Here is a 21060-nt window from a genome sequence, read left to right on the forward strand (position 1 = left end):
GGCGAGAAACGGACCCCTCTTTCTCGGCTCGTGAGAAAAGTGTATAGGGCAAGGTTCCCAGGTCGGAGCCGGTCCATGGATGCCCTAGCCTGTGGGTGTACGCATCCGGCCCGTGTCGATAGGGAGTACCGTGCGCGCCATTGTCATGAGGGAATTCGGCGGCCCTGAGGTCCTGCGGCTGGAAGAGGTTCCCGACCCCGAGCCCGCGCGTGGACAAACCCTGCTGGATGTACGGCTCGCGGGCGTTAATTACGCAGATGTCCACGTTCGCGGAAATACCTACCTCGCACCGGTCGAACTGCCCTGCACCCCCGGCAACGAGGTCGTCGGCACCACGCCGGACGGCAGGCGCGTCGTGGCGCTGACGCAGGGCGGCGGCTACGCGGAGAAGGTCGCCGTGCACCGCAGGCTGCACTGGGAGATCCCGCCGGACATCACCGACGAACAGGCGGTGCCCCTGGCTCTGCAGGGGAACAGCGCCTACCACCTCCTCTTCACGGTCGCCCGGATCGCCAAGGGGGAGACGGTCGTCGTTCCCGCCGCGGCCGGCGGCGTGGGTTCACTGGCCGTCCAGCTGGCGCACCGGGCGGGCGCCCGCGTCGTGGCTCTGGCCGGCACGGCCGAGAAGCGCCGGCTGGCCCTCGAACTCGGGGCGGCGGCAGCCGTCGACTCCTCCGACGAGGACGGGCTGGCGGAGCGGATCCTGGACGCGGCCGGAGGGCCGGTGCACGCGGCGCTGGAGATGACCGGCGGCAGGACGCTGCACCAGACACTCGCCGTGCTGGCTCCGCGCGGCCGACTCGCCGTGTACGGCTTCGCCGGGGGAGAGCTGGCCGACATCCCGGTGCACACGCTGCTCCAGAAGTCCGTCACCGCGGCCGGGTTCTGGCTGCCCCACCTGTACACCGACCGGACGCTCCCGCTGCAGGCGTCCATGCGGCAGCTCTTCGACGCCGTCGGCAACGGAGCGCTCAAGATCGTCAGTGGCGGCACCTTCCCGCTGGCCGACGCGGCCAAGGCGCACAGCATGCTCAACAACAGGATCGGCATGGGCAAGTTCAGCCTCGACACGGTCACCCAATAACCTGAGTGCCCAGAACCTACCGGTGAGACCAACACCGGTACGGCCGCGTGTCCAACGAGGGGCGCGCGGGCGGGACGAAGGGGGCACGGCTGATGAGTGGGCAGCGCGGCAGCGGGACCGGTTACGCCGACCGTTTCATGCGGGTGCAGCAGGCGTTCATCACTCTCGGCCCCGGTGCCCACCGGCTGTCCGCGATCGCCAAGGCCGCCGATCTCGATGACTCCACCGCCGGCCGCATGCTGACCGCCGGCACCTACAACAGCACCTTCGTCCGGGTCGACCGAGGCCTCTACCAGCTCGGCAGCACGGTCGCCGACCTGGGGCTCCACGCGCTCGCCGAGGACAAACTCTCCGGTGACGAGGCCACCCACGTCCTGCGGGGACTGCGGGAGGCGACCGACAGCGGTCTGGTCTTCCTGTACATGAGGGCCCCGTTCGGCATAGCCGGCAGGCAGTGCCTGGACATGGCGGTGGGGGACTCCGACCTCGTCGAACTCGGCATGACACCGCGCGACGTCCTGTCCGTCACACGGTCGCTGCGCACCGGTGCCTCGGGCCGCACGATCCTCGCCTACCTCCCCGCCCAGATCCAGGAGCGTGTCGCCGCCGACCCGGTCCCACAGGAAGCGGGTCCCGGCGTCATCCGGGACGCCGACGAGCTCCTCGCCTCGCTCGCGGACATCCGTGACCAGGGTTACGCCCTGGGACGCGAGGAGTGCATGGCGAAGTGGAACTCGATCGCCGCCCCCGTCATCTGGGACGGTGCGATCTGGGGGGCGGTGCTGATGCTCAAGCCCATGCACGTCATGCCGGAAGCCCCCCAGCGCCACATCCACGCCACCATCACCGCGGCCGCCCGGCTCAGCCGCCTCGGCGGAGCCTGGTCGGCCGACTGACCACCCGCCGCCAGTCGGCGAACGCTCCGCGCCCCCGCACCCTGCCCGTGCCTTGTGCCGGTGCACGCCGGCGCTGCCCGGGGTACACCGACAGCGCCGCGGGAGGCGGCACACCGGGCCGCCGCCCGCGGTATGGCGGCTAGCGCAGGTCGACGACCGTGCGCAGTTTGCCGCTGGTCGCCGTGCGCTGGAACGCGTCCCGCCGGACCGTCTGCACGGTGAGGGACAGCAACCCCTCCGTCCGCGCCGAGGCGAGTTCCGCCACCTCGGCGGTGAGAGCGGCCAGGACGGCCTCGGGGTCGGGGGCGTACTGCTCGTCGAGCCGGACCGTCAGCCGTTCCCGGCCGCCGCCCGGGGCCACCACCAGCTGTGCCTCTCCGTGATAGCCGAGCCGTTCCTCCAGTGCCCGCACGACGCGCCGGTAGTTGACGAAGTAGGTGCCCACACGCACGACGTCGCCGTAGCGCCCGAGCAGTTCCAGCCGAGGGACCTGGCTGCCGCACGCGCACGGGCCCGGCACCGCCCGTCCCAGGTCACCGATCTCGTAGCGCTCCAGCCGCTGGCCGGCCCGCGCCAGGGAGGTGAACACCAGCCGCCCGGGCTCGCCCGGCGCCACCGGCCGGTCCTCGTGCGGGTCGAGGATCTCCAGCGAGTGCAGCTCGGTCAGCACGTGGTGGACCGAGCCGTCGCAGGACGCGCACTGGTAGCCCAGCGGTCCCAGGTCGGTGCTCCCGTAGGCCGCGGAACGGATCACCTCCACCCCGAAGTCGTCGGTGAGCACCCTGCGTTGTTCGGCGGTGAAGTGCTCGCCGCCGTAGAAGACCTTGCGGATGCCGCCGTGGGCGCGGAACCGGTCGGCCTCGGCGTGGAACAGCTGCCACAGGTAGGACGGCATGCCGAAGACGGTGTCCGCCCGGTGGGCGACCAGCGCCTCGGCCACCGCGGCGTGGTCCGGGCCCGCGGCGATCGGGAGTTGGGTGGCGTTCAGGCGCTCCAGGATCGAGAAGAAGCTGATGAAGCTCCCGTACATCCCGCCGCAGTAGAACAGGTTCGCCGCCCGGTCGCGGGCCGGGTCGAAGCCCGCGGTGAGCAGTCCGTGCGCCGCGGCGCGCATCTGGTTGTCGTAGTCGTCGCAGGTGAACACCGACAGCGCGGGTGCGCCCGTGGAGCCCCCGCTGCGGAAGTACAGGTGCGCGTGGCGTGGGTCCAGGGCGTCGAGCGCGTGCTGTACGCCCTCCTTGCCCAGCAGCGGCGCGTCCGGCGCGGGGGGCGGCACGGGAGGCGCCACCAGGTCGTCCAGGCAGGCCACCGTACGGAAGCCCGCGTCCGCGGCGCGCACACTCACCCGGCGGCTGTAGCGCTGCAACGCGTAGACACCGTCGTGCGGTTCGCCCTCGTAGCTCTCCAGCATGGAGCCGACCGGGGTGACGCGCGTGACGCCCGCCGCGAACAGCGCGCGGGACAGCGCGGCCACGTCAGCGCGGTCGCCGCCGACCGCCGCGGTCTGCAGATAGCGGCGCATGGGGCGCAGGGTCGCGGTGACCGTGTGCCGGGGCAGGGGCTTCACCCAGACGGTGCGGTGCAGCGGGGAGGCGTCGAGCGCGGACCGGGTGTCGGCCAGCACCCGCCAGGAACCGTCCTCGGCGGCGAACACACGGGTCAGGCCCAGATGCTGTTCGAGCCGGGCGAGTTGCTGCACGGTGGTGATCTCCGCCTGCTCGGCCGTACCGGGCGGGGCGGACGCCGGTCGCGCGCCCGACGCCTTCGCGAGGCGGTCGGCGAACCGTGCGGCGAACGCGAAGAGTTCCCCGGCGCCGTCGGCCCCCTCGGTGTCGAGGTAGACGACCTGCGGGCTGGAACACGCCTGCTGTTCGAGCCTGCAGACGTCCTCGGCGAGCGCGTCGAGGACACCGTCGTCGGACGCGGCGGACCTGGTCAGGTAGGCGAAGGAGATCCGGTGGCCCCACTCGACCACCCGGCATCCCGGCGGCGCCAGTTCGCCCGCCGCGCGCACGGCGTCCTCGCCGCCCCACACCGCGATCGCGTCGGCCGGCCCGCACAGTGCCTCCAACCACGCGCGGCGCGAGGACGAGAAGCGCAGGGCGATGACGCGTTCGGCGATCAGTCCGGAGGGATCGGCGGCGCCGATCGCGGCGAGCAGACCGAGCGCGAGCGGTGAATCCGAACTGCTGGTCTTCAGCACGTTGAGGTTGCCGGCCAGCAGGCCCTCCACGACGCTCAGCGGTGCCACGGCCGAGGCGTTGCCCGGCGCGATGTGGACCAGCAGGCCGACCGGCGCCCAGGCCTCGTACACCGTCGTGCGGGCGTCCGGCCGGGTCAGCCGCTCCGGGCGCAGGCCGCCCAGTTCCCGCCGCAGCTTGCGTTCCAGGGCCTCCCGGGTGAGCGCGCCGGCCAGCTCGGCCAGGACGGCCGCGGCCTCGCCGGCGGGCAGGTGTTCGGCCAGGCGGCCGTACAGGGCGGAGGCCGGATCACCCAGGTCCCGGCTGACCACGGCGCAGGCGCCGAGCACCACGTCGGTGGGCAGCGGACGCGTCAGGATCCGCGCGGCCGTCCCGGACAGCCCGGCGAGCCGGCGGCCGGCCTCCTCGTCGTCGATGAACTCCCCCTGCCAGAGGTGGAGTACGGGGTGGTGTGCGGATACGGATGCGGTCACGACATTCCCTTCATCAGTTCGGCGGCGGCCACCGCACAGCTGCGGTTGCGGCTCACCCCGGCCCGGCCGTGCACGGTGAACCAGTCGGTGGGCAGCGGGCAGGGGCAGGCATCGCCCGGGTGCAGCGACGCGAGGTCGCCCATCACCACGCTGTGCGCGGGAACGGAGGTGATGTAAGGACTGACCAGGTGCAGAAAGCCGCGTTCCCCGTAGGACAGCGGGCGCAGCGTCCCCGTGTCGCGCACCGCCGCACGCGACCACACCGGGACATGCAGCCGGTGGTGCGCACACTCGATGTACGGCACACAGTGCTCGACCGAGCCGAAGGTGTCGCGCACGCGGTCCCCCGGCACGCCGAGGCGTTCGGTGACCTCGGCGTAGAACGCCTCCTTGCCGATCTGCCGGTCGGCGTGGCCCTTCCACCCGCCGCCGAGCACCACCAGCGATCCCTCGGGCAGCGTGAGCGGCGGCAGGCCCATCGCCCGCATCCGCTCCAGGGTGAAGTACAGGAACGCCGGGAAGCCCAGGATGCGGACCGGTACGTCGTCCTCGGCGTAGCGCCGGAGCGCCGCGATGCAGCCGTGCACGTCGAACTCGTGGCCGCTGCCGGTGTGCCGCAGTGCGTGCGTGGTGTGCCGGGCGGGGGCGAAGTCGCACAGGTAGTTGTCGGTGAACGACGTGCCCAGTTTCAGCGAGGGCGCCGGCTCGTAGCTGTACAGCAGGTAGTTCACCGGCTGCTCGGGGGTGATCCAGCCGTAGTGGTCGAAGATCCGGGCCACCATGCGCTGCGCCGAGCGGATGGTCCACTCGTCGAAGAACATCTGCGACTTCTGGCCTGTGGTGCCCGAGGACGTCAGATGCAGGAACACCTCCTCGCGCGGGACGGAGAGCACCTCGTGACGCTTGAAGAAGGCGGCGGGCACCAGCGGGGTGCGCACCCCTTCGCCGACGGTGGGCGCGGGCGTCTCGGCCGGGTCCTGGAGCAGGGCGGCGAAGAACGGGGAGCGGCGGGCGTGCCAGGCGTTGGTCTGCCCCATGGCGGCGGCGAACAGCTCGTCGGCGACGGGGCCGTCGGCGTACGGCTCCGCCAGGTCGCACAGCCGTTGTACAAGGCCGAGCGCCGCCGGGTCGGGAACCTCGACGGGAGCGAGATGGGGTTTCATCGGGACACCTCGTGAAGGGGCAGATAGGTGGCGGTCCAGGCACTCAGGTAGGCGCCGAGGTAGGGCTGGAGCAGCGGGCTGACCGCGGTGCTGCGGAAGTCGATCTGACGGCTGGTCCGTGACAGCACCACGTAGTCGTGGAGGCGGTCGTGGATGCGGCGCATCGCCGGGTAGACCGCGCTCGGGACGAATCCCGAGGCGAGGAACACCTCCAGGGCCTCGGTGTCGGCCAGCGGCAAAAGCGCCTCGGCGTAGTCCGCGCCGGCCCGGGTGACCGCGGCCATCAGCGCCTCCAGGGCCCCGGCCACCGCGGCCGGACGCGGATGGACGGCGACGAGCGCACAGCTTCCCGCCACGGCGTCGAGGTCGGCGTACGCCTCGAAGCTGCCGTCGGCGGCGACCAGGAGCGCGTTGGGCGTGTGCAGCGGGAAGAAGCGGTCGTCGGGCTGCGGGAACAACTCCAGGAAGCGGCGCCGCACGAAGGCCGGGGCGGTGATCAGCTCGATCGGCTCGGCACCGGTGGCCGTTCCCACCGCCGGGCGGGAGGTGACCTGCCGGGTGCCGGCGCAGTCGATGCCGACGCCGGCGGACACGGCGGACAGCAGCGGCACCAGCCGTGCGGGCACGCTCGTCACCGTCTCGCGGTGTTCCAGCACACCGTCGGCGTAGCGGGCGAACAGCGCGAGGGTCTCGCACCCCTCGACCTCGACGGCGTTCGGCAACAGGCCCAGCGGCCGGAAACCGTTGCGTACGACCACGTGCTGCGGACCCTCGGTGACCAGACGGACGGTGGCGTACACCGAGTCGAGGCGGCCCGTGCCGAAGGCCTCCTCGCACACCGCACCGGTCAGCCGGGAGGCCAGCCCGCCGCCACGATGGCCGGGGTGCACGGCGAGGCCGACGAGTTTGCCGATGCGGCTGCCCGGCTCGGTCACCACGACGACGGAGCCCACCAGCGCGCCGCCACGGGTGCGGGCGGTGAGCCAGTGCGCGGTGCCGTCGCCGATCAGCCGACGCATGACCACCGGGTCACTGCCGAGCGGCACCGGATAGCCGTGCCCGTACACCTCGAAGTACAACTGCCGCAGTTCGGCGATGTCCTGGACGGAGGCGGGGGAGAGGACGGCGGTCACGACGCCACTCCCGTCGGCTCCGGCACCACGGGCGTCCGCGGGGCTTCGGCGTCGGACCGGCGGCCCAGCCACCACAGCGCCAGCGCCACCGGCACGAGACCCGCGCCCTGGACCAGGCAGAGCGAACGGGCCGCCAGGTGGTCGCCCAGCGCGCCGAAGACGAGGGAGGACACGGGGAAGGTGGCACCCAGCAGTGCCTGCATGACCGCGAAGAACCCCGGCTTGTCGGCGGCGGGCACCAGTCGCTGGAACAGTGCGACGAACCGCACACCGATCACACCGACGCACCAGCCGGCCACGGCCATCGAGACGACGGCCGACGCGGACCCGGCGAGCAGCCCCGGCAGACCGAGGGCGGTGGCCATCACGGCGAGACACACACTGCCGACGGCGACCGGACGGCCGGGCAGCCGCCCGCCGCTGAAGGATCCGACCAGCGTGCCCACGCCGAGGGCCGCCTCCAGCGAGGACACGGTCGAGCCGGTCGCGTGCAGCACCTGCCGGGTGTACAGCGGCATCACGACGTAGACGGCCGTGGTGAAGACGTTGGCGGCGGCGAAACAGACCAGCACCCGACGGATGAACGGCAGCCCCGCCAGGACCTGGCGCAGCGTACGGCGTGCCGGAGACGGCCCGTCGGCGGCTCCGGACACGGGGGAGGTCCGGGGGAAACGGGCGGAGCCGACCAGCAGGGCGGCGAGCAGGTACGCGGCGGCGCACGCGGCGATGACGGCGGCCAGTGAGCCCGCGTCGACGACGAGCGGGCCGAGCAGCCCCCCGCACAGCCCGGCGACGGACTGGGTCGACAGTTCGAATCCGGTGGCCGACTCGATGTCGGCGTCCTCGACGAGCTCCGGTACCGAGGTGGTCAGGCAGGGATCGAACACCGCCTGGCACGCGGCCAGCGCGGGCCCGATCGCGTAGGCGGCGGCCCCGGGCAGCATTCCGGCGTGCGAGAGGACGGCCGCCGTGCCCGCCATCAGGCCCGCGACGGCGGCTGCGCCGGCCAGCACCGTCCGGTGCGCGTGACGCGCGACGATACGCGCGACCAGCGGGGCGAGGGCGACCGCGGGCAGGGTGCTCCCCATGAGGAACATGCCCGAGGCGAGGCCGCGGTGGGCACCGCCGGCGAAGCCGACGAGCCACCAGACCGCGCCGACCTGGAACATCCTGCTCGCCGCCTGGGTGAGGAGCTGACCGGCCCAGACCCGGCCGAAGGACGGATTGCGCAGGACGAGGGGCAGGCGCCGCACACGCGCGGGTGCCGCGCTCACGAGTGGGGCCGTTCGTCGACGACGCGGACGAGCTTGCCCGAGCGGGAGTTGACCGCGAGGTCCCGGTGCCGCACCCATTCGACGGTCAGCGGGTTCACATGCCCGTCGGCGGTCGCGGTCGCGTAGAAGGGGCGTTGGGCGAGGAGCGCGGCCACGACGGCATCGCCCAGCCCGGCATGGCGCCGGCCCGGATCGGCGACCGCGAGCCGCAGCACCAGGCCGTCGCGGCCGTCCCGCCGCCGTACGACGAGCTGCAGGCCGGTCACCTCGCCGGATACGTCGGCGGCCTTGACGATGTCGTGGACGTCCTGCGTGTACAGGGAGACGGGACCGACCCGCACGCCCTCCTCGGCGCGGCCGAGGATACGGAAGGTCCCGGCGGCCCGGTCGACCCACTCGGCCCGGTCGCCCGCCGGATAGCGGAGCACCGGCATGAGTCGCCGGCGCAGGTCGGTGACGACGAGCCGCCCCGGCACGCCGGCCTCCTCGACGGGCCGGTCGGTCTCGTCGCAGAGGATCTCGACCACCGTGTAGGGGGTGAACGCGCGGTGCACGCGCGGATCATCGCCGGGTACGGCCTCGCCGAGGAGCCCGGCGTCCACGCTCGCATACCCCAGGGAGCGTGGCTCGGCGTTCGGGAACGCGGCCCGGAGCAACGGGAGTTGGTCACCGAAGAGACACTCCCCGCCGAAGAACAGCAGCTCCACGTCCGGTAGTGTGCGGCCGGCGCCGCTGAGGCGCTCGGCCAGCGAGCACAGCGTGGTCGGGGTACCGGCGACCACCTCGACCCGGAACTCCTCCAGGGTCGCCGCGGTGGACTCCCAGGGTGCCGCGCCGCCGATGGGCAGGCGGACGTTGGCCACGGGGGCGCGGTGCAGCGAGTCGAGGACGAAGCTGAAACTGGCGTACAGGTCACCCGCGTAGAAGAGATCCGCCACCCGGTGACCGGGCCGCAGCCCCGCACGGACCAGCCCGGCACCGAACGCGGTCGTGAACTCCCGCCACTCCGTGCGGGTGTAGTAGGAGAACTTCGGCGATCCGGTGGTCCCGCCGCTGCGGAAGACGACCGCTTCGTCCAGCGGCGCGGTCAGCAGCCGGTTGTCGCGGGGCGAATTGGCCCGCCAGAAGTCGGCCTGGGGTACCACCGGAAGGTCCGTGAGCCCGGTGACGCGCTCGGGAAGCCGGGCGTAGAGCTCACGATAGAAAGGCGAGTTGTTGCGGGCGAAACATACGAGTTCCGCAAAAGCTTGAACGGGCATCAATTCCTGCTCGAAGGCGTGAACCGCCGGCACGTACATCACCGGCGAGGTACGACGGAGCCGGTCCCCCATGGCGGGTTGGACCGTGTCGTTGAGGGTGTGAAAGAGCGGCGCTCCCGTGGTGAACGGAGCGTCCGGTGCACCACGATATCTCACCATGCGGGACGGACTTGCGCTAACCGGCCATGTGGACAAAGGGGTTGAGGGCTTGTGGACGTATTGCGGAGCCCCTCGGTTCCTCGGGTTGCGGAGACGGTGGTCACATCAGGTCGGCCGTGCATAACGGCTCGTTGGATGTCCGTGAAGGGCGCCTTATGGAAAGCGATGGGTGAGGCGCGACGAAATGCGGCCGGAACACGACTCAGGTCCTTGCAGGATTGCGGCCGAAGAGCCGCCGAGGTGTCACCCCCGGAACCCGGGGCAACGGCGATATATGGATGCACAGTCATGGGCACTGCGGGGGCGGGGCCGTGCGCGCCGCGCGGCGGACGGTACGGCGATGGCCGTGGCGGCTCGGGCGGGATTCGCCGCCCGCGGACTCATCTACGTTCTCGTGGGCCTGATCGCCCTGGAGATCGCCGTCGGCCGGGACGGGGGCGGGCGCCAGGCCGACCGGGGCGGCGCCCTGGAGGAACTGGCCGGCAAGCCCTTCGGGGCGGCGGCGCTGACGACGGTGGGTGCCGCGCTCGCCGGCATGGCGCTGTGGCGGCTGTCGGAGGCGGTGTTCGGCGCGGCGGGACCGAACGGCGCCAAGCCGTCCAAGCGTGCGGCGGCGGCCGGCCGGTGCGTCTTCTACGTCTTCGCGTGCTCCTCGGTGCTGTCCTACGCGGCCGGGGACCGGGGCAGCGGCAGCGGGTCCTCCGACCGGCGCACCGACGACGTCACCGCCATGGCCCTGAGATGGCCGGGCGGCCCTTGGCTGGTGGGCGTCGCCGGTGCCGCTGTGGTGGTCACCGGACTGGTGATCTCGATACGGGCCCTGCGCAGGAAGTTCCGGCAGACCCTGCGCACCGGCGCCATGTCGCCGAGGACCCGGCGGACCACCGACCTGCTCGGCGTGAGCGGCGGTGTGGCGCGTGGTGTGGTCTTCGCCGGGGCCGGTGTGTTCGCCGTCACCGCGGCCGTCCGACACCGGCCCGGCGAGGCCAAGGGCATGGATGACACGCTGCGTGCCTTCCGTGATCTGCCGGCCGGTCCGTCGGTGCTCGCCGTGATCGCCCTCGGCCTGGCCGCGTTCGGCGTCTTCTCGTGGTGCTGCGCGCGCTGGCGCATACTCTGAGGCAGCCGGTCGGCGATCGGCCCAGAGCGTGCGCGGGTTGAGCCGTCAGCGGCCGGACCGTGTCACCAGCCCAGGGGTCGCGCACCACCGCCCACCCCGAGGAGGCGGTGGTGCGCACCCGGGAACGTCACGGCGGGGCGCCGTCCCCCCGCCGCACCGTCACACGGCGTGCGCGTCGGCGGCAGCCAGCAGCGCGGCAAGGGGTTCGGGCCGGTCCTTGACGAAGTAGTGGCCGGCGCCGGGAAGCACCGACAGACGCGTGTGGTGCGCGTACCGTCCCCATCCGAGGTAGCCGTCCTCGTACCCCGCGGTCGCCGGGTCCGCGTCTCCGACCACGACGTGGACCGGGGTGCGCAGCTTCTCCCACCGGTCCACGGCCTCGATCTGGAAGGCCGCTCCCTCAACCATCGCATGGCGGACCAGCTTCAGGACGCGCCGCAGATCTCCGGCATCGAGGACGCCGTTGAAACCACCCAGGGACCGCAGATAGGCGTACAGCGCGTCATCGGTCCGCGCTTCGAGCGCGGCCAGGGAGCGGCGGGGATCAGGGTCCGGCAGGGCCGCCGCCAGGTGGACGGTCCGCAGGGCGCTGTCCCGGTCCTCCAGTTCCCGCGCCGTGAGCATCGTCAGGGCGGTGCCGACGCAGTGTCCGTACAGGGCGAACGGGCCGTTCACGGTCTCGGTGATCTCCTCGGCGAGGCGCTTGGCCGCCTCCCGCAGCGCCGGACCGTCCTTTGCGGGCAGGGCCGGATCGTGCCCGGGGAGTGCGACGGCGCGCAGTTCCACGTCCGCGGGCAGGCAGGTGGCGAGCTGCTGGAACGCGGTGGCGCTCCCGCCCCCGTAGGGGATGCAGATCAGGGACAGCCGCGGCGCCGCGGGCCTGGCCGGTGTCAGGGTGTGCAGCCAGCGCTCCACCGTGGCTTCCCGGGCCGTCGTGCGCAGATGCGCGGCGAGACGGCGCGGCGTGGGGTGTTTGAAGACGTCGATCGCCGACGCGTCATGGCCGATGTCCCGCGCGGCCCTCACCGCCTTGAAGGAGTCGCCGCCCAGGTCGAAGAAGTCGTCGTCGATGCCGATGTCGCCAGGGGCCGTGCCGGCGAGCACCAGGCTCCATGCCCGGGCGATCTGCCGTTCGAGCGGATCCCTGGCCGGTGTCGGTGTCCGGGAGACCGCCGGGGCGGGCGCGGGAAGGGCGGCACGGTCCAGCTTTCCGTGCGCGGTCAACGGGAACGCGTCCATGACGACGACGGAGGCGGGCACCATGTAGCCCGGCAGGGTGTCCCTGAGGGCGGTGCGTAACGCCCCGGACCCGGGGGAAGCGCCGCGGGCCGGTATCGCATAGGCCCTCAGGACCGCGTCACCGACGGCGTCGGTGCTCACGAGGGCCCGGGCGTCGGCGACCTCGGGCAGCGCCTTCAGCGCGGCTTCGACCTCGCCCAGTTCGATCCGGAAGCCGCGGACCTTGACCTGGTCGTCCGCGCGCCCCCGGTACTCGAGCAGGCCGTCCGGCAGCCAGCGGGCCAGGTCCCCGGTCCGGTACAGGCGCGCCCCGGGAGGGCCGAAAGGATGCGGCAGGAACCGTTGTTCCGTCAGCTCGGGCCGGTGGAGATAGCCGTCCGTCACCTGGTCCCCGCCCACGTAGATCTCGCCGGTGATCCCGGCCGGGACCGGACGCAGGGCACGGTCGAGGACGTACACCTCCACATTCGGCAGGCCGACTCCGATGACGCTGCCGGGGTCGTCCGCCACCAGCTTCGCGGTGAGGGGCAGATGGGTGGAGTGGACGGTGGTTTCGGTGATCCCGTACATGTTGACCAGGCGGGGTGACTCGTCGGTGTGCCGCTCGTACCAGGGGCCGAGCCGCCCCAGGTCCAGGGCTTCGCCCCCGAATATCACGTAGCGGAGCGCGAGTTCTTCCGCCAGGTCCGGAGCGTCCTGTTCTGCCTGCATGAGCTGGTGGAACGCCGACGGCGTCTGGTTGAGAACCGTCACCCCTTCCGTGGCGAGCAGGGCGAGGAAGGCTTCGGGGGACCGGGCCACCGCTCCGGGGACGACCACGAGCCGTCCGCCGTGCAGCAGCGCCCCCCAGATCTCCCAGACGGAGAAGTCGAACGCGTAGGAGTGGAACAGGGTCCACACGTCGTCCGGGCCGAAGCCGAAGAGACCCCGGGTGGAGGAGAGCAGGCTCATCACGTTGCGGTGCGTCACCACCACGCCTTTGGGCGTGCCGGTGGATCCGGACGTGTAGATCACATAGGCCGGGTGCGTGGCGGCCAGGGGAGCCGTGCGCTCGGTGTCCTGGACGTCGTGTGAGGGGTACGAGGCGAGCGCCGCGCGGGTGCCGGGGTCGTCGAGCAGGAGACGCGGGCGACCGTCGTCGGGCAGGCGTGCGGCCAGCGCGCGGGTGGTGACGAGCAGCTGGGGCCGCGCGTCACCGAGGATGTGGGTGATGCGGTCGGACGGATAGTCGGGGTCGACCGGGATGTAGGCCGCACCCGACTTCAGGACGGCGAGGAGCGCCATGACGAGGTCGGGCGAGCGGGGCAGGGCGAGGGCCACGTGGCGGTGCGGTCCGGCCCCGGCTTCCGTCAGGCGGCGTGCGAGCTGGTTGGCCCGGGTGTTGAGCTCCCCGTAACCCAGTTCCGTTCCTTCGCATGTCACCGCGGTGCGCTCCGGGAACCGGCGGGCCTGGGCTTCGAACGCCCCGGGCAGGACGCCCGGGGCGGTCGCGGCGGTGCCGCCGGACCGGGCCCAGCTCAGCAACTGCCGCCGCTCTGCCGGGTCCAGGATGTCGATGTCGTCCACAGGGAGCTCGGGGTCGGTCACGAAGGTGTCGAGGACGGTCAGGTAGCGCTTGAGGTGTCCGGCGAGTTCGGCGGAGGTGTACCGGTCCGGATTGGCGTTGAGCACGAGGCGCAGGCCGCCCTCGCGGGGGATCACGGCGAGCGTGAGGTCTTCCACCGGCCCGGTGGCCAGGGCGTGGGAGACCGCGGCGGCGTCACCGAAGGCCAGGTCGTAGTCGAAGGGCATCAGGTTGATGTGCGGCCCGCACAGGGCGCCCCCGTCGTGCAGGAGGCCGAGGTCCCGGCGGATGTCCTCATAGCGGTAACGCTGGTGCTTGAGGGCGAGCCGGGTCTGGGCGACGACGTGCCGGACCAGCTCGGACAGCGTCATGCCGGGGGAGACGCTCAGGCGCAGCGGGACGAGGTTGGACACCATGCCGGGGGTGCGCTGCGCGGCCGGTGTCCTGCGCGCGGTCACGGGCAGGCCGAGGACGATGTCCTCCGCTCCGGTGACGCGGTGGGTGTACGCGGCGAGCGCGGCGATGAACAGGCCGTTCCAGTGGGAGCGCAGGGACCGTGCCGCGGTACGCAGCCGGGCGAGGTCCGGCTCCGGGAGATAGTGGGTGTCGTGCAGAGAACTGTGGGCCATGGCCGCTCTCCGCTCGGAGAGGGACGGCACACGCTCCACGCCCGACATCGTCGCCCGCCAGAACTCCCGGTCGGTCCGTGCCGCGGGTGAAGCCTGGTAGTCGGCGTCGTCGCGCACCAGATCCTGGAGCTGTCCGAAGTCGGCGGGGGCGGGTTCCCGGCCGGACGTCACATCCGAGTAGAGGTCGGCGACCTGCCGGGCGATGAGCGAGTGGGAGAAGCCGTCCATGACGAGGTGATGGAACTTCTGATACCACAAGTGCCTGTCCCCGCCGAGGGACAGGAGGGCCTCTGTGAACAGGGGTCCGCTGTATATGTCGATCGGGGTGGCCAGGTCGTCGCGCATCCATTGTTCGGCAGCGGCCTGCGGGTCGGAGGCCGTGCTCAGATCGAGGAGCGTGACGGGGATGTCCTCGGGCACGTCGACGATCTGCCAGGGGCCTGTGCCGTCCTCTCCGCACCGGATGTGCAGGCACCGCGCCTCGGCCAGGGCGCGGCGCACCGCGCCGCGCAGCGCCTCGACGTCGACAGGGCCGTGGATGTCGACGTATTCAGCCGTGATGTAGGTCGGGTTCGTCGGGGCGAGTCGCTGGGCGAACCAGATCCCGTGCTGTCCGGCGGTCAGGGGCAGCCGCATCGGGTGCGGGGCTTGCTCGGGCATGCCGTCCTCTCCCATTCCTTCTCTTCCGTCGTCGGGTCACCTGGGCACGACACTCGGGGGCGGAGGCGGAGAAACGGTGTGGTGCGGAATGCCATGGCCCCGGTGCGGCGAGACCGTGGCACACCGGCCGTGGAATTCCTCGCTTTACGGCCGGCAACTGTTCGCATCACGCTAGTGGCGCCCGGCGTCGAACGGCCAGATGCACAATTCACGAGAGTGGATTAATTCTGCGCGGCGACGTCGGACGTCACGACGGCGGATTTCGGCTCCCCCATGAGCCGTCGCCAAAAGCCCTACGGTGCCACACCGAAGGCGGCCAGTAGGTCGGCGATGTATTCCTCATGGTCGGCGGGGGCGGCGTCGACCCGGCGCAGTGCCGCCAGGCCCAGATAGGCCGCATACGTCATGCTCGCGAAATGCCGGGCCTGATCAGCGGGACGGCCCAGTTCGGCGAAGGCCGCCTCGATGATCGCCAGCCGTCGCCGGGTGACCCGCTCCACGACCGGACGCACGACCGGATCGGCCGACTCGGTCAGCAGCCGCAGGGCCAGATCCGCGCCCTGCGTTGCCGTATGGGCATGACGTACGAGCATCCGCAGCCGTTCAGCCGGGTCGGTGACCGCGGAGAGCGCCGCGTGCACGGCCGCGGTCTGATGCTGTTCCCATCGCTCCAGCGCCGCCTCCAGCAAGGACTGCCGGTTCTCGAACAGCCAGTAGAAGCTGGACTTGGAGGCGCCCAGCCTGGCTGCGACCGGTTCGACCGCGACAGCCGCCGGACCGCTGTCGCAGAGCACCAGGAAAGCGGCTTCGGCCCAGTCGTCTCGGCTGAAGCGGGCGGTACGTGGCATCAGGCACCTTCCTCGGCAGCATTCTGGACGCTACCGTACAGTACGTTTCTGTACGCCACCGTCTACAACGGAGTGTGGTCATGGACTGGATCATCGACCGCCTGCTGCCTGCCTACGACTTCCGCACCCGCTACACCCGCGAGATCGCAGCCGCCCCCACCACGGTCTGGGCGGCACTGCACTCGGTCACCCACGACGAACTGCCGGCCACCCGGCTCCTCATGTCGATCCGTCACCTCGGCCGGACCGGTGACGCCGGCCCGCTCCTGCAGAAATCCCCCATGCCCCTGCTCGGCCAGGAGGAACCCCGCGAGGTCGTCGCGGGCAAGGTGGCCAAGTTCTGGTACCCACGCCCGGTACCGGGCCCCGAGTCGAGCACCACCCCGGAGGGCTTCGCCGCCTTCGCCGAACCCGGATGGGGCAAGGCGGTGATGAGCTTCCAGCTCTCCCCGCTCCCCGACGGGCGCACGCTCCTGGCGGCAGAGACCCGACTGCAGGCCACCGACGCCACCGTGCGCCGCACACTCGCCTGCTACTGGCTGCTCATCCGCGCCGGCGGCGCCGGCTACATCCGGCGCGAACTGCTCCGCGCGATCTCCCGCCACGCCGAAGAACGCGAGCGGGACAACCGCCACCTCAAGAACCGCGCACGGAACTGACCGCGGGTGCCGCCGGCGGCCGAGCCGGATCTCGGTCAGCCGGAGCCGATCCGCCCCGCCTGGGGTTGCCCGGCCGCAGCGGAACGGGTCGGCGGTCCGGGCCGTTCCGCTGCGGGATCCTGGCGGCCGGTCACGCGGGGGAAGGAGCGGGCGGCGAGCAGGAAGCCCAGAGTCGTCAGCACGAACGGCCAGGTGAGCGGGTGGCCGCCGGACGGGGTGAGCAGATGGGCGAGGGCCGGAGTGATGGTCGTCGCCGTCGCGGCGCCCAGCAGCGCGTACAACAGCGTCGCCGCAGTGGGGGACAGGAACACCCCGCAGAGCGCCAGCGCGACGAGCACGGCGTTGTAGCCCATCGTCCCGTCGGTGATCCGCGCGGCCGGCACCCCGAGCGCCCAGGCCGTCAGGATGCCTGTGGCACTGCCGGCGCAGGCCACCCACCCCGCCGACCGGCTCGCCAGGAAGAGGCCCGCGAGCAGCAGCGCCCCCGCGTGCCACTGGTTCAGGAAGAAGACCTGGGCCACGTTGCGGAAGAACGCCGCCACCACGTCGGCCGGTGCGAGCACGGTGGATCCGGAGGCGGCGTGGGGCAGCGCGGCGCCGGCGGCGCCCTGCGGCCAGATCCGCCCGAACGCGGGCGCGGCCACGGTGATCGCGCCCGCCAGCAGGCAGTAGGGGCTGGTCAGCGCCGGCAGGGCCCACAGGTGCAGGAGCCGCACAACGGCCGCCGCGACGACGGTGACCACGACGCAGGCCGCGGCGGCGAGCAGTGCCGTGGAGAGCCTGCCCGGGTCCAGGAACACCGCGCAGCAGAGCGCGGTCAGGCAGGAGTTGAAGCCCTCCAGCCCCGCTCGCACCCGGTCGAGGGCCACCCCCAGCAGATGCGCGGTGCCGGTACCGAGGACGGCGCCCCCTACGGCGTAGGTGCCGTACCGCCAGTCCGCTGTCAACAGCGCGAGGCCGAAGACGGCGCCTGCCCAAGCGCTGTCGAGGAACACGACCTGGGCCACGCCGCGCAGCACGAACACCCCGAAACCCGGACCGCCGGGCGAGGACCACCAGCGAGGACGCGTCGACGCCCGCCCGCCCGGCCCCTCCCTGGACGCCTCACCGCGACCGAGCACCCGCATCCCCACCTGGCGCCACATACCCCACCCCACAACCAGACTCTTCCGCTTCGCGGCATTATATTTCCGCTATACGACATAGTCTCGGTCGTCCGGCAGTCGCATGCCGACGATCACGCTGAGGTCTGCTGCGAGGCGCAGTTCAGTGGCCCGGAGCTCCGGGTGCTCCAGCCAGTGCAGCCGGGCCTGGTCGGGTACACCGTCGAAACGGGGTGGCCATGGGGTGGCCGGGGTGAAGTCATCGATCACGACCGTGCCGCCCGGGGCGAGCAGGCGCGCCGGGTCCGCGGCCCCGTCGCCCTTGGCCTGGCCTCCGCCGTCCAGCACGAGCAGGTCGTAGGGGCCGTACCCTTCGATGCGCGCGCGTTCCGCGTCCCGCTCGACGCTGATCAGGCGGGTGCCCGGACGGGAGCCCGAGGCCAGCCAGGCAAGGCCGACGCCGCAGCCCGTCCCGGTCTCGGCGATGCCGTGGGGTGCGCCCGCGGCGAGCACCTGCAGCAGCCGCCCCTGTTCGGGTCTGCAGGAGTACGCGAACCCGTGCCCGCGCGCCGCCCCGACGGCCCGCCGGACCAGCGCGGGCAGTGCGTCGTCGTCCCGGTGGGCCTCGGTTCCCCGCAGTGACATGCCGTGCATCATGGCCGACCTCACCAGTCGGTCGGGCGGACCGGGCGGCTGGCATCGGGGCGCGGGGCGGCGCGGGTGTGCGGTCGGCGAGGAGGGCGATGATCGCCGCCGTATCGGACAATCTGGGTGTACGCCCTTGGACGTCAGCACAGCTGCACGTGCCGGTCGACGCATGTCCGGGAGGCATGATGAGCCAGCAGCCGGTCCTTCTCCCGTACGACGACCCCGCCTTCGTGGCGGACCCCTTCCCGCTGTACCGACAGCTCCGTGAGGACGGCCCGGTCCGGCGCGCGGTCATCGCCGGCGGCCTGGACGCCTGGCTGGTCACCCGCTACGAGGACGGACTGGCCGCCTTGTCCGACCCTCGGCTGAGCAGCGATGTCCGCGATGCCTCGGACCCCCGCCTCATCGCCCAGCTGCCCGAGTTCGAGCGCGAATCGATGATGAGCAACATGCTGCGTTCCGACCCGCCCGACCACACCCGGCTGCGCCGCCTGGTGTCGAAGGCGTTCACGGCGCGCCGGGTCGCCGACCTGCGGCCCCGAGTCCAGGAGATCACCGACCGGCTGCTCGACGCGGTGCTGCCGGCCGGCCGGGCCGAACTCGTGGCGGACTTCGCGCTGCCGCTGCCGGTCACCGTCATCAGCGAGTTGCTCGGCATTCCGGTGGACGACCGGCACGACTTCCAGCGGTGGACCGACACGATGATCGTGCGCGGGGAGAGGATGCCCGACCCGGCCGTCGTCAACGAGGCGTGGCAGCGGATGCGCGCATACGTGACCACGCACCTGGAGACCAAGCGGGCCCGGCCCGGGGACGACCTGCTCAGCGCGCTGATCAGCGCCCATGACGAGGAACAGCGGCTGAACCACGACGAGCTGATCGCCATGACCTTCCTGCTGCTGGTGGCCGGGTACATCACGACGGTCAACCTGATCGGCGGCGGCATCGCCGCGCTGCTCGCCGACCCCGGCCAGCTCACCCTGCTGCGGGAACGTCCGGAGCTGCTGCCCCACGCGATCGAGGAGTTCCTCCGCTACGACGGCCCCGTCAACCCGGGCATCGCCCGTTTCGCACGCGAAGACGTCGAGATCGCGGGCGTGACCGTCCCCCGCGGGGCGACGGTGTTGGTCGCGTCCGCGATCGCCGACCGGGATCCGGCTCGGTTCGCCGAGCCCGACAGGCTGGACATCACCCGGCAGGACAACGGCCATCTGGCCTTCGGACACGGCATCCACTACTGCCTGGGGGCGCCTCTGGCCCGGCTGGAGGGCCAGATCGCCATCGGAACGGCACTGCGCCGGCTGCCGGGCCTGGCCCTGGCCGTGCCGCCGGCCGAGCTGAGCTGGCGGCCCGGCGGTCTGCGCGGCCCGGTGCGGCTTCCGGTCACGTTCACCCCAGCCCACCGGGCGGGCTGACCCCGGGAGGCGAGGGAAGGACGGTCCGGCGGGCGGGTGTCAGTGGAGGCTTGCACCCTGTGCGCGGAGTTCTCGCTGGACCGCAGCCGCCGGGACGTCCCTGGGCTGCCGGCCCCGGGTTGCCGCCAGGGCCGCACAGACGCCCGCCGCCTGCCCGGTGGCCATCGAGATCGGCATCACGCGGTAGGAGGAGTGCGCCACGTGGTCGCCGGAGATGCAGCGGCCCGCGACCAGAACCCGGTCCAGGCCGCGGGGGGAGGAGACAGCGCAGCAGGATGTCGTAGGACTCGCCGCGCGGCAGCCGCTTGAGCGTGGTGCCGCGCCCGCTCGGGTTGTGGATGTCCACCGGGTAGGCGCCCCGCGCGACGGCGTCGTCGAACTTGCGCGCCGTGAGCACGTCGTCGCCGGTCAGCTGGTACTCGCCCAGGATCCGGCGCGTTTCACGGACCCCGACCTGGACGCCGCTCTGGACGACGTAGGAGTCGGTGAAGCCCGGCACGCGGTCGCGCAGGAAACGGGCGATCTGCGCCATCTGGCGGTGCGCCGTGAACTCCGCGCGGGTGAGGTCCCAGACGCTCGTGCCGAGCACTTCGGTGACCCGGGTGGAGTTCACCGCCACCTCGCCGGCGTTCGGGGTGGCGAAGAAGAGCATGTCCTCGCGGGGCAGGTCCAGTTCCCGGCGTCCGTGGCGGCACGGACCAGGTCCCCCAGCCCGTGCACGCCCTTCCACTGGTCGGGGTGGGCGCGGGCGTAGGCGGTGAACTCCTCGTGGTCGAAGCGGACCATGCGGAACATCAGCGTCATGGGCTGTGTCCAGCCGTCCTCGGGCCGTCCGACCTCGTACGCCGCCCCGGCCGCCGCGGCGATGTCCCCGTCCCCGGTGCAGTCGACGATCACGTCGGCGTCCATGACGAGCGGGCCCGACTTGGTCTCGAACACCGCACGGGCGCGGTCGGACAGGCTGAGGACGTCGGAGGCGAAGGCGTGCAGGAGCGTCCGCACCTCATGGGTCGCCAACAGCTCGTAGGCCACCCGCTTGAACAGCTCCGCGTCGAAGGGCACGGTGTAGCCGGTCTCCGGTGAGGGACGGATCGCCGCGCCCGCGCGCACGAGCTGGTCGAGGAGTACCCACAGCACACCGCCGACGACCGGCTCGCCCTCGCCGTGGTCGGGCGGCAGCAGGCGGGCGGTGTCGCCGGCCACGGCCTGCTTGACCTCGTTGTGGAAGCTCATCAGCGGCATCACCAGTGCCGCGGTGGCGTTGCCGCCGAGGAAGCCGTAGCGCTCGACGAGGACCACCTCGGCGCCCGCGTTCGCGGCGCCGAGGGCCGCGCCGATGCCGGCCGGCCCGCCACCGATCACCAGCACCTGGGGGGATCCCGCGTGCAGGGCCTGACGCGGCGGAAGCTCCACCTTCCTGGGGATGCGGGGCGGCGTCAGATAGGACACGGTGACTCCCTCGGGAACGGTGGCCGCCGGCTTCAGCCCGCTGTGGAGGCGGGCACCGGCGTGCTCTCGCGGGCGACGTGGTGC

At 72.2% G+C, this 21060-nt stretch carries 16 protein-coding genes; 5 read left to right on the forward strand and 11 right to left on the reverse strand.

Annotation, left to right across the window (positions count from 1 at the left end):
- Positions 1-130: 130 nt before the first annotated feature.
- Together IE244_RS14425 and IE244_RS14430 are read left to right on the forward strand one after the other, a co-directional pair.
- A complete protein-coding gene (locus IE244_RS14425; protein ID WP_191873914.1) occupies positions 131-1084 on the forward strand; it encodes a quinone oxidoreductase family protein in 954 nt (317 codons plus the stop codon).
- 92 nt (positions 1085-1176) lie between these two features.
- Positions 1177-1980, forward strand: a complete 804-nt coding sequence (locus IE244_RS14430) for an IclR family transcriptional regulator domain-containing protein (RefSeq protein ID WP_191873915.1) — start codon at positions 1177-1179, stop codon at positions 1978-1980.
- Positions 1981-2119: 139 nt separating this feature from the next.
- On the opposite strand, the gene IE244_RS14435 is transcribed toward IE244_RS14430, so the two are convergent.
- The 5 genes from IE244_RS14435 to IE244_RS14455 are packed head-to-tail and all read right to left on the reverse strand — an operon-like array spanning position 2120 to position 9483.
- Positions 2120-4654 carry an acyl-CoA reductase gene (locus IE244_RS14435; RefSeq protein WP_191873916.1) on the reverse strand — a complete coding sequence of 845 codons (2535 nt, stop codon included), beginning with the start codon at positions 4652-4654 and terminating at the stop codon, positions 2120-2122.
- On the reverse strand, positions 4651-5817 hold the full coding sequence (locus tag IE244_RS14440; RefSeq protein WP_191873917.1) for a LuxE/PaaK family acyltransferase: 1167 nt from the start codon (positions 5815-5817) through the stop codon (positions 4651-4653). The genes IE244_RS14435 and IE244_RS14440 overlap by 4 nt, the downstream gene beginning before the upstream one ends.
- A complete protein-coding gene (locus IE244_RS14445; RefSeq protein WP_191873918.1) occupies positions 5814-6950 on the reverse strand; it encodes a GNAT family N-acetyltransferase in 1137 nt (378 codons plus the stop codon). The genes IE244_RS14440 and IE244_RS14445 overlap by 4 nt, the downstream gene beginning before the upstream one ends.
- Positions 6947-8224, reverse strand: a complete 1278-nt coding sequence (locus IE244_RS14450; protein ID WP_229854099.1) for an MFS transporter — start codon at positions 8222-8224, stop codon at positions 6947-6949. The genes IE244_RS14445 and IE244_RS14450 overlap by 4 nt, the downstream gene beginning before the upstream one ends.
- Complete coding sequence (locus tag IE244_RS14455; protein ID WP_191873920.1) at positions 8221-9483, reverse strand: phenylacetate--CoA ligase family protein; 1263 nt, start codon at positions 9481-9483, stop codon at positions 8221-8223. Before IE244_RS14455 ends, IE244_RS14450 begins: the two co-directional genes overlap by 4 nt.
- 433 nt (positions 9484-9916) lie before the next feature.
- On the opposite strand from IE244_RS14455, the gene IE244_RS14460 reads away from it, so the two are divergent.
- Positions 9917-10762 (forward strand): DUF1206 domain-containing protein, encoded by an 846-nt coding sequence (locus IE244_RS14460; RefSeq protein ID WP_191873921.1) that lies wholly within the window; start codon positions 9917-9919, stop codon positions 10760-10762.
- A gap of 159 nt (positions 10763-10921) precedes the next feature.
- Here IE244_RS14460 and IE244_RS14465 read toward each other — a convergent pair whose 3' ends face one another.
- Together IE244_RS14465 and IE244_RS14470 are read right to left on the reverse strand one after the other, a co-directional pair.
- Positions 10922-14854, reverse strand: coding sequence for a non-ribosomal peptide synthetase (locus IE244_RS14465; protein ID WP_191873922.1), 3933 nt, complete (start codon positions 14852-14854; stop codon positions 10922-10924).
- A gap of 293 nt (positions 14855-15147) precedes the next feature.
- A complete protein-coding gene (locus tag IE244_RS14470; RefSeq protein WP_191873923.1) occupies positions 15148-15702 on the reverse strand; it encodes a TetR/AcrR family transcriptional regulator in 555 nt (184 codons plus the stop codon).
- Between the two features lie 80 nt (positions 15703-15782).
- On the opposite strand from IE244_RS14470, the gene IE244_RS14475 reads away from it, so the two are divergent.
- Positions 15783-16361 carry a hypothetical protein gene (locus IE244_RS14475; protein ID WP_191873924.1) on the forward strand — a complete coding sequence of 193 codons (579 nt, stop codon included), beginning with the start codon at positions 15783-15785 and terminating at the stop codon, positions 16359-16361.
- 35 nt (positions 16362-16396) lie between these two features.
- On the opposite strand, the gene IE244_RS14480 is transcribed toward IE244_RS14475, so the two are convergent.
- Both IE244_RS14480 and IE244_RS14485 read right to left on the reverse strand, forming a co-directional pair.
- A complete protein-coding gene (locus IE244_RS14480; RefSeq protein ID WP_229854100.1) occupies positions 16397-17506 on the reverse strand; it encodes an urea transporter in 1110 nt (369 codons plus the stop codon).
- Between the two features lie 48 nt (positions 17507-17554).
- Positions 17555-18109 (reverse strand): O-methyltransferase, encoded by a 555-nt coding sequence (locus IE244_RS14485; RefSeq protein ID WP_191873925.1) that lies wholly within the window; start codon positions 18107-18109, stop codon positions 17555-17557.
- 188 nt (positions 18110-18297) lie between these two features.
- Here IE244_RS14485 and IE244_RS14490 point away from each other — a divergent pair, with 188 nt between their 5' ends.
- Positions 18298-19527, forward strand: coding sequence for a cytochrome P450 family protein (locus IE244_RS14490; RefSeq protein ID WP_191873926.1), 1230 nt, complete (start codon positions 18298-18300; stop codon positions 19525-19527).
- On the opposite strand, the gene IE244_RS43385 is transcribed toward IE244_RS14490, so the two are convergent.
- Positions 19502-20179: an FAD-dependent oxidoreductase gene (locus tag IE244_RS43385; protein ID WP_444545078.1), complete on the reverse strand. Its 678-nt coding sequence runs from the start codon at positions 20177-20179 to the stop codon at positions 19502-19504. The genes IE244_RS14490 and IE244_RS43385 overlap by 26 nt on opposite strands.
- Entirely contained in the window at positions 20137-20976 is an 840-nt protein-coding gene (locus IE244_RS14495; protein WP_268252890.1) for an FAD-dependent oxidoreductase, read from the reverse strand. The genes IE244_RS43385 and IE244_RS14495 overlap by 43 nt, the downstream gene beginning before the upstream one ends.
- Between the last annotated feature and the right edge of the window lie 84 nt (positions 20977-21060).

This window comes from Streptomyces filipinensis (assembly GCF_014649495.1).
GTDB classification, from domain to species: domain Bacteria; phylum Actinomycetota; class Actinomycetes; order Streptomycetales; family Streptomycetaceae; genus Streptomyces; species Streptomyces filipinensis.

What these genes read in the sequence shown, in the direction of transcription:
- IE244_RS14430 (WP_191873915.1), top strand. Translation starts at nt 1,177, where the DNA reads ATGAGTGGGCAGCGCGGCAGCGGGACCGGTTACGCCGACCGTTTCATG.
- IE244_RS14440 (WP_191873917.1), bottom strand. Translation starts at nt 5,817, where the DNA reads ATGAAACCCCATCTCGCTCCCGTCGAGGTTCCCGACCCGGCGGCGCTC.
- IE244_RS14455 (WP_191873920.1), bottom strand. Translation starts at nt 9,483, where the DNA reads ATGCCCGTTCAAGCTTTTGCGGAACTCGTATGTTTCGCCCGCAACAAC.
- IE244_RS14460 (WP_191873921.1), top strand. Translation starts at nt 9,917, where the DNA reads ATGGATGCACAGTCATGGGCACTGCGGGGGCGGGGCCGTGCGCGCCGC.
- IE244_RS14465 (WP_191873922.1), bottom strand. Translation starts at nt 14,854, where the DNA reads ATGCCCGAGCAAGCCCCGCACCCGATGCGGCTGCCCCTGACCGCCGGA.
- IE244_RS14470 (WP_191873923.1), bottom strand. Translation starts at nt 15,702, where the DNA reads ATGCCACGTACCGCCCGCTTCAGCCGAGACGACTGGGCCGAAGCCGCT.
- IE244_RS14475 (WP_191873924.1), top strand. Translation starts at nt 15,783, where the DNA reads ATGGACTGGATCATCGACCGCCTGCTGCCTGCCTACGACTTCCGCACC.
- IE244_RS14480 (WP_229854100.1), bottom strand. Translation starts at nt 17,506, where the DNA reads ATGTGGCGCCAGGTGGGGATGCGGGTGCTCGGTCGCGGTGAGGCGTCC.
- IE244_RS14485 (WP_191873925.1), bottom strand. Translation starts at nt 18,109, where the DNA reads ATGTCACTGCGGGGAACCGAGGCCCACCGGGACGACGACGCACTGCCC.
- IE244_RS14490 (WP_191873926.1), top strand. Translation starts at nt 18,298, where the DNA reads ATGAGCCAGCAGCCGGTCCTTCTCCCGTACGACGACCCCGCCTTCGTG.
- IE244_RS43385 (WP_444545078.1), bottom strand. Translation starts at nt 20,179, where the DNA reads ATGCTCTTCTTCGCCACCCCGAACGCCGGCGAGGTGGCGGTGAACTCC.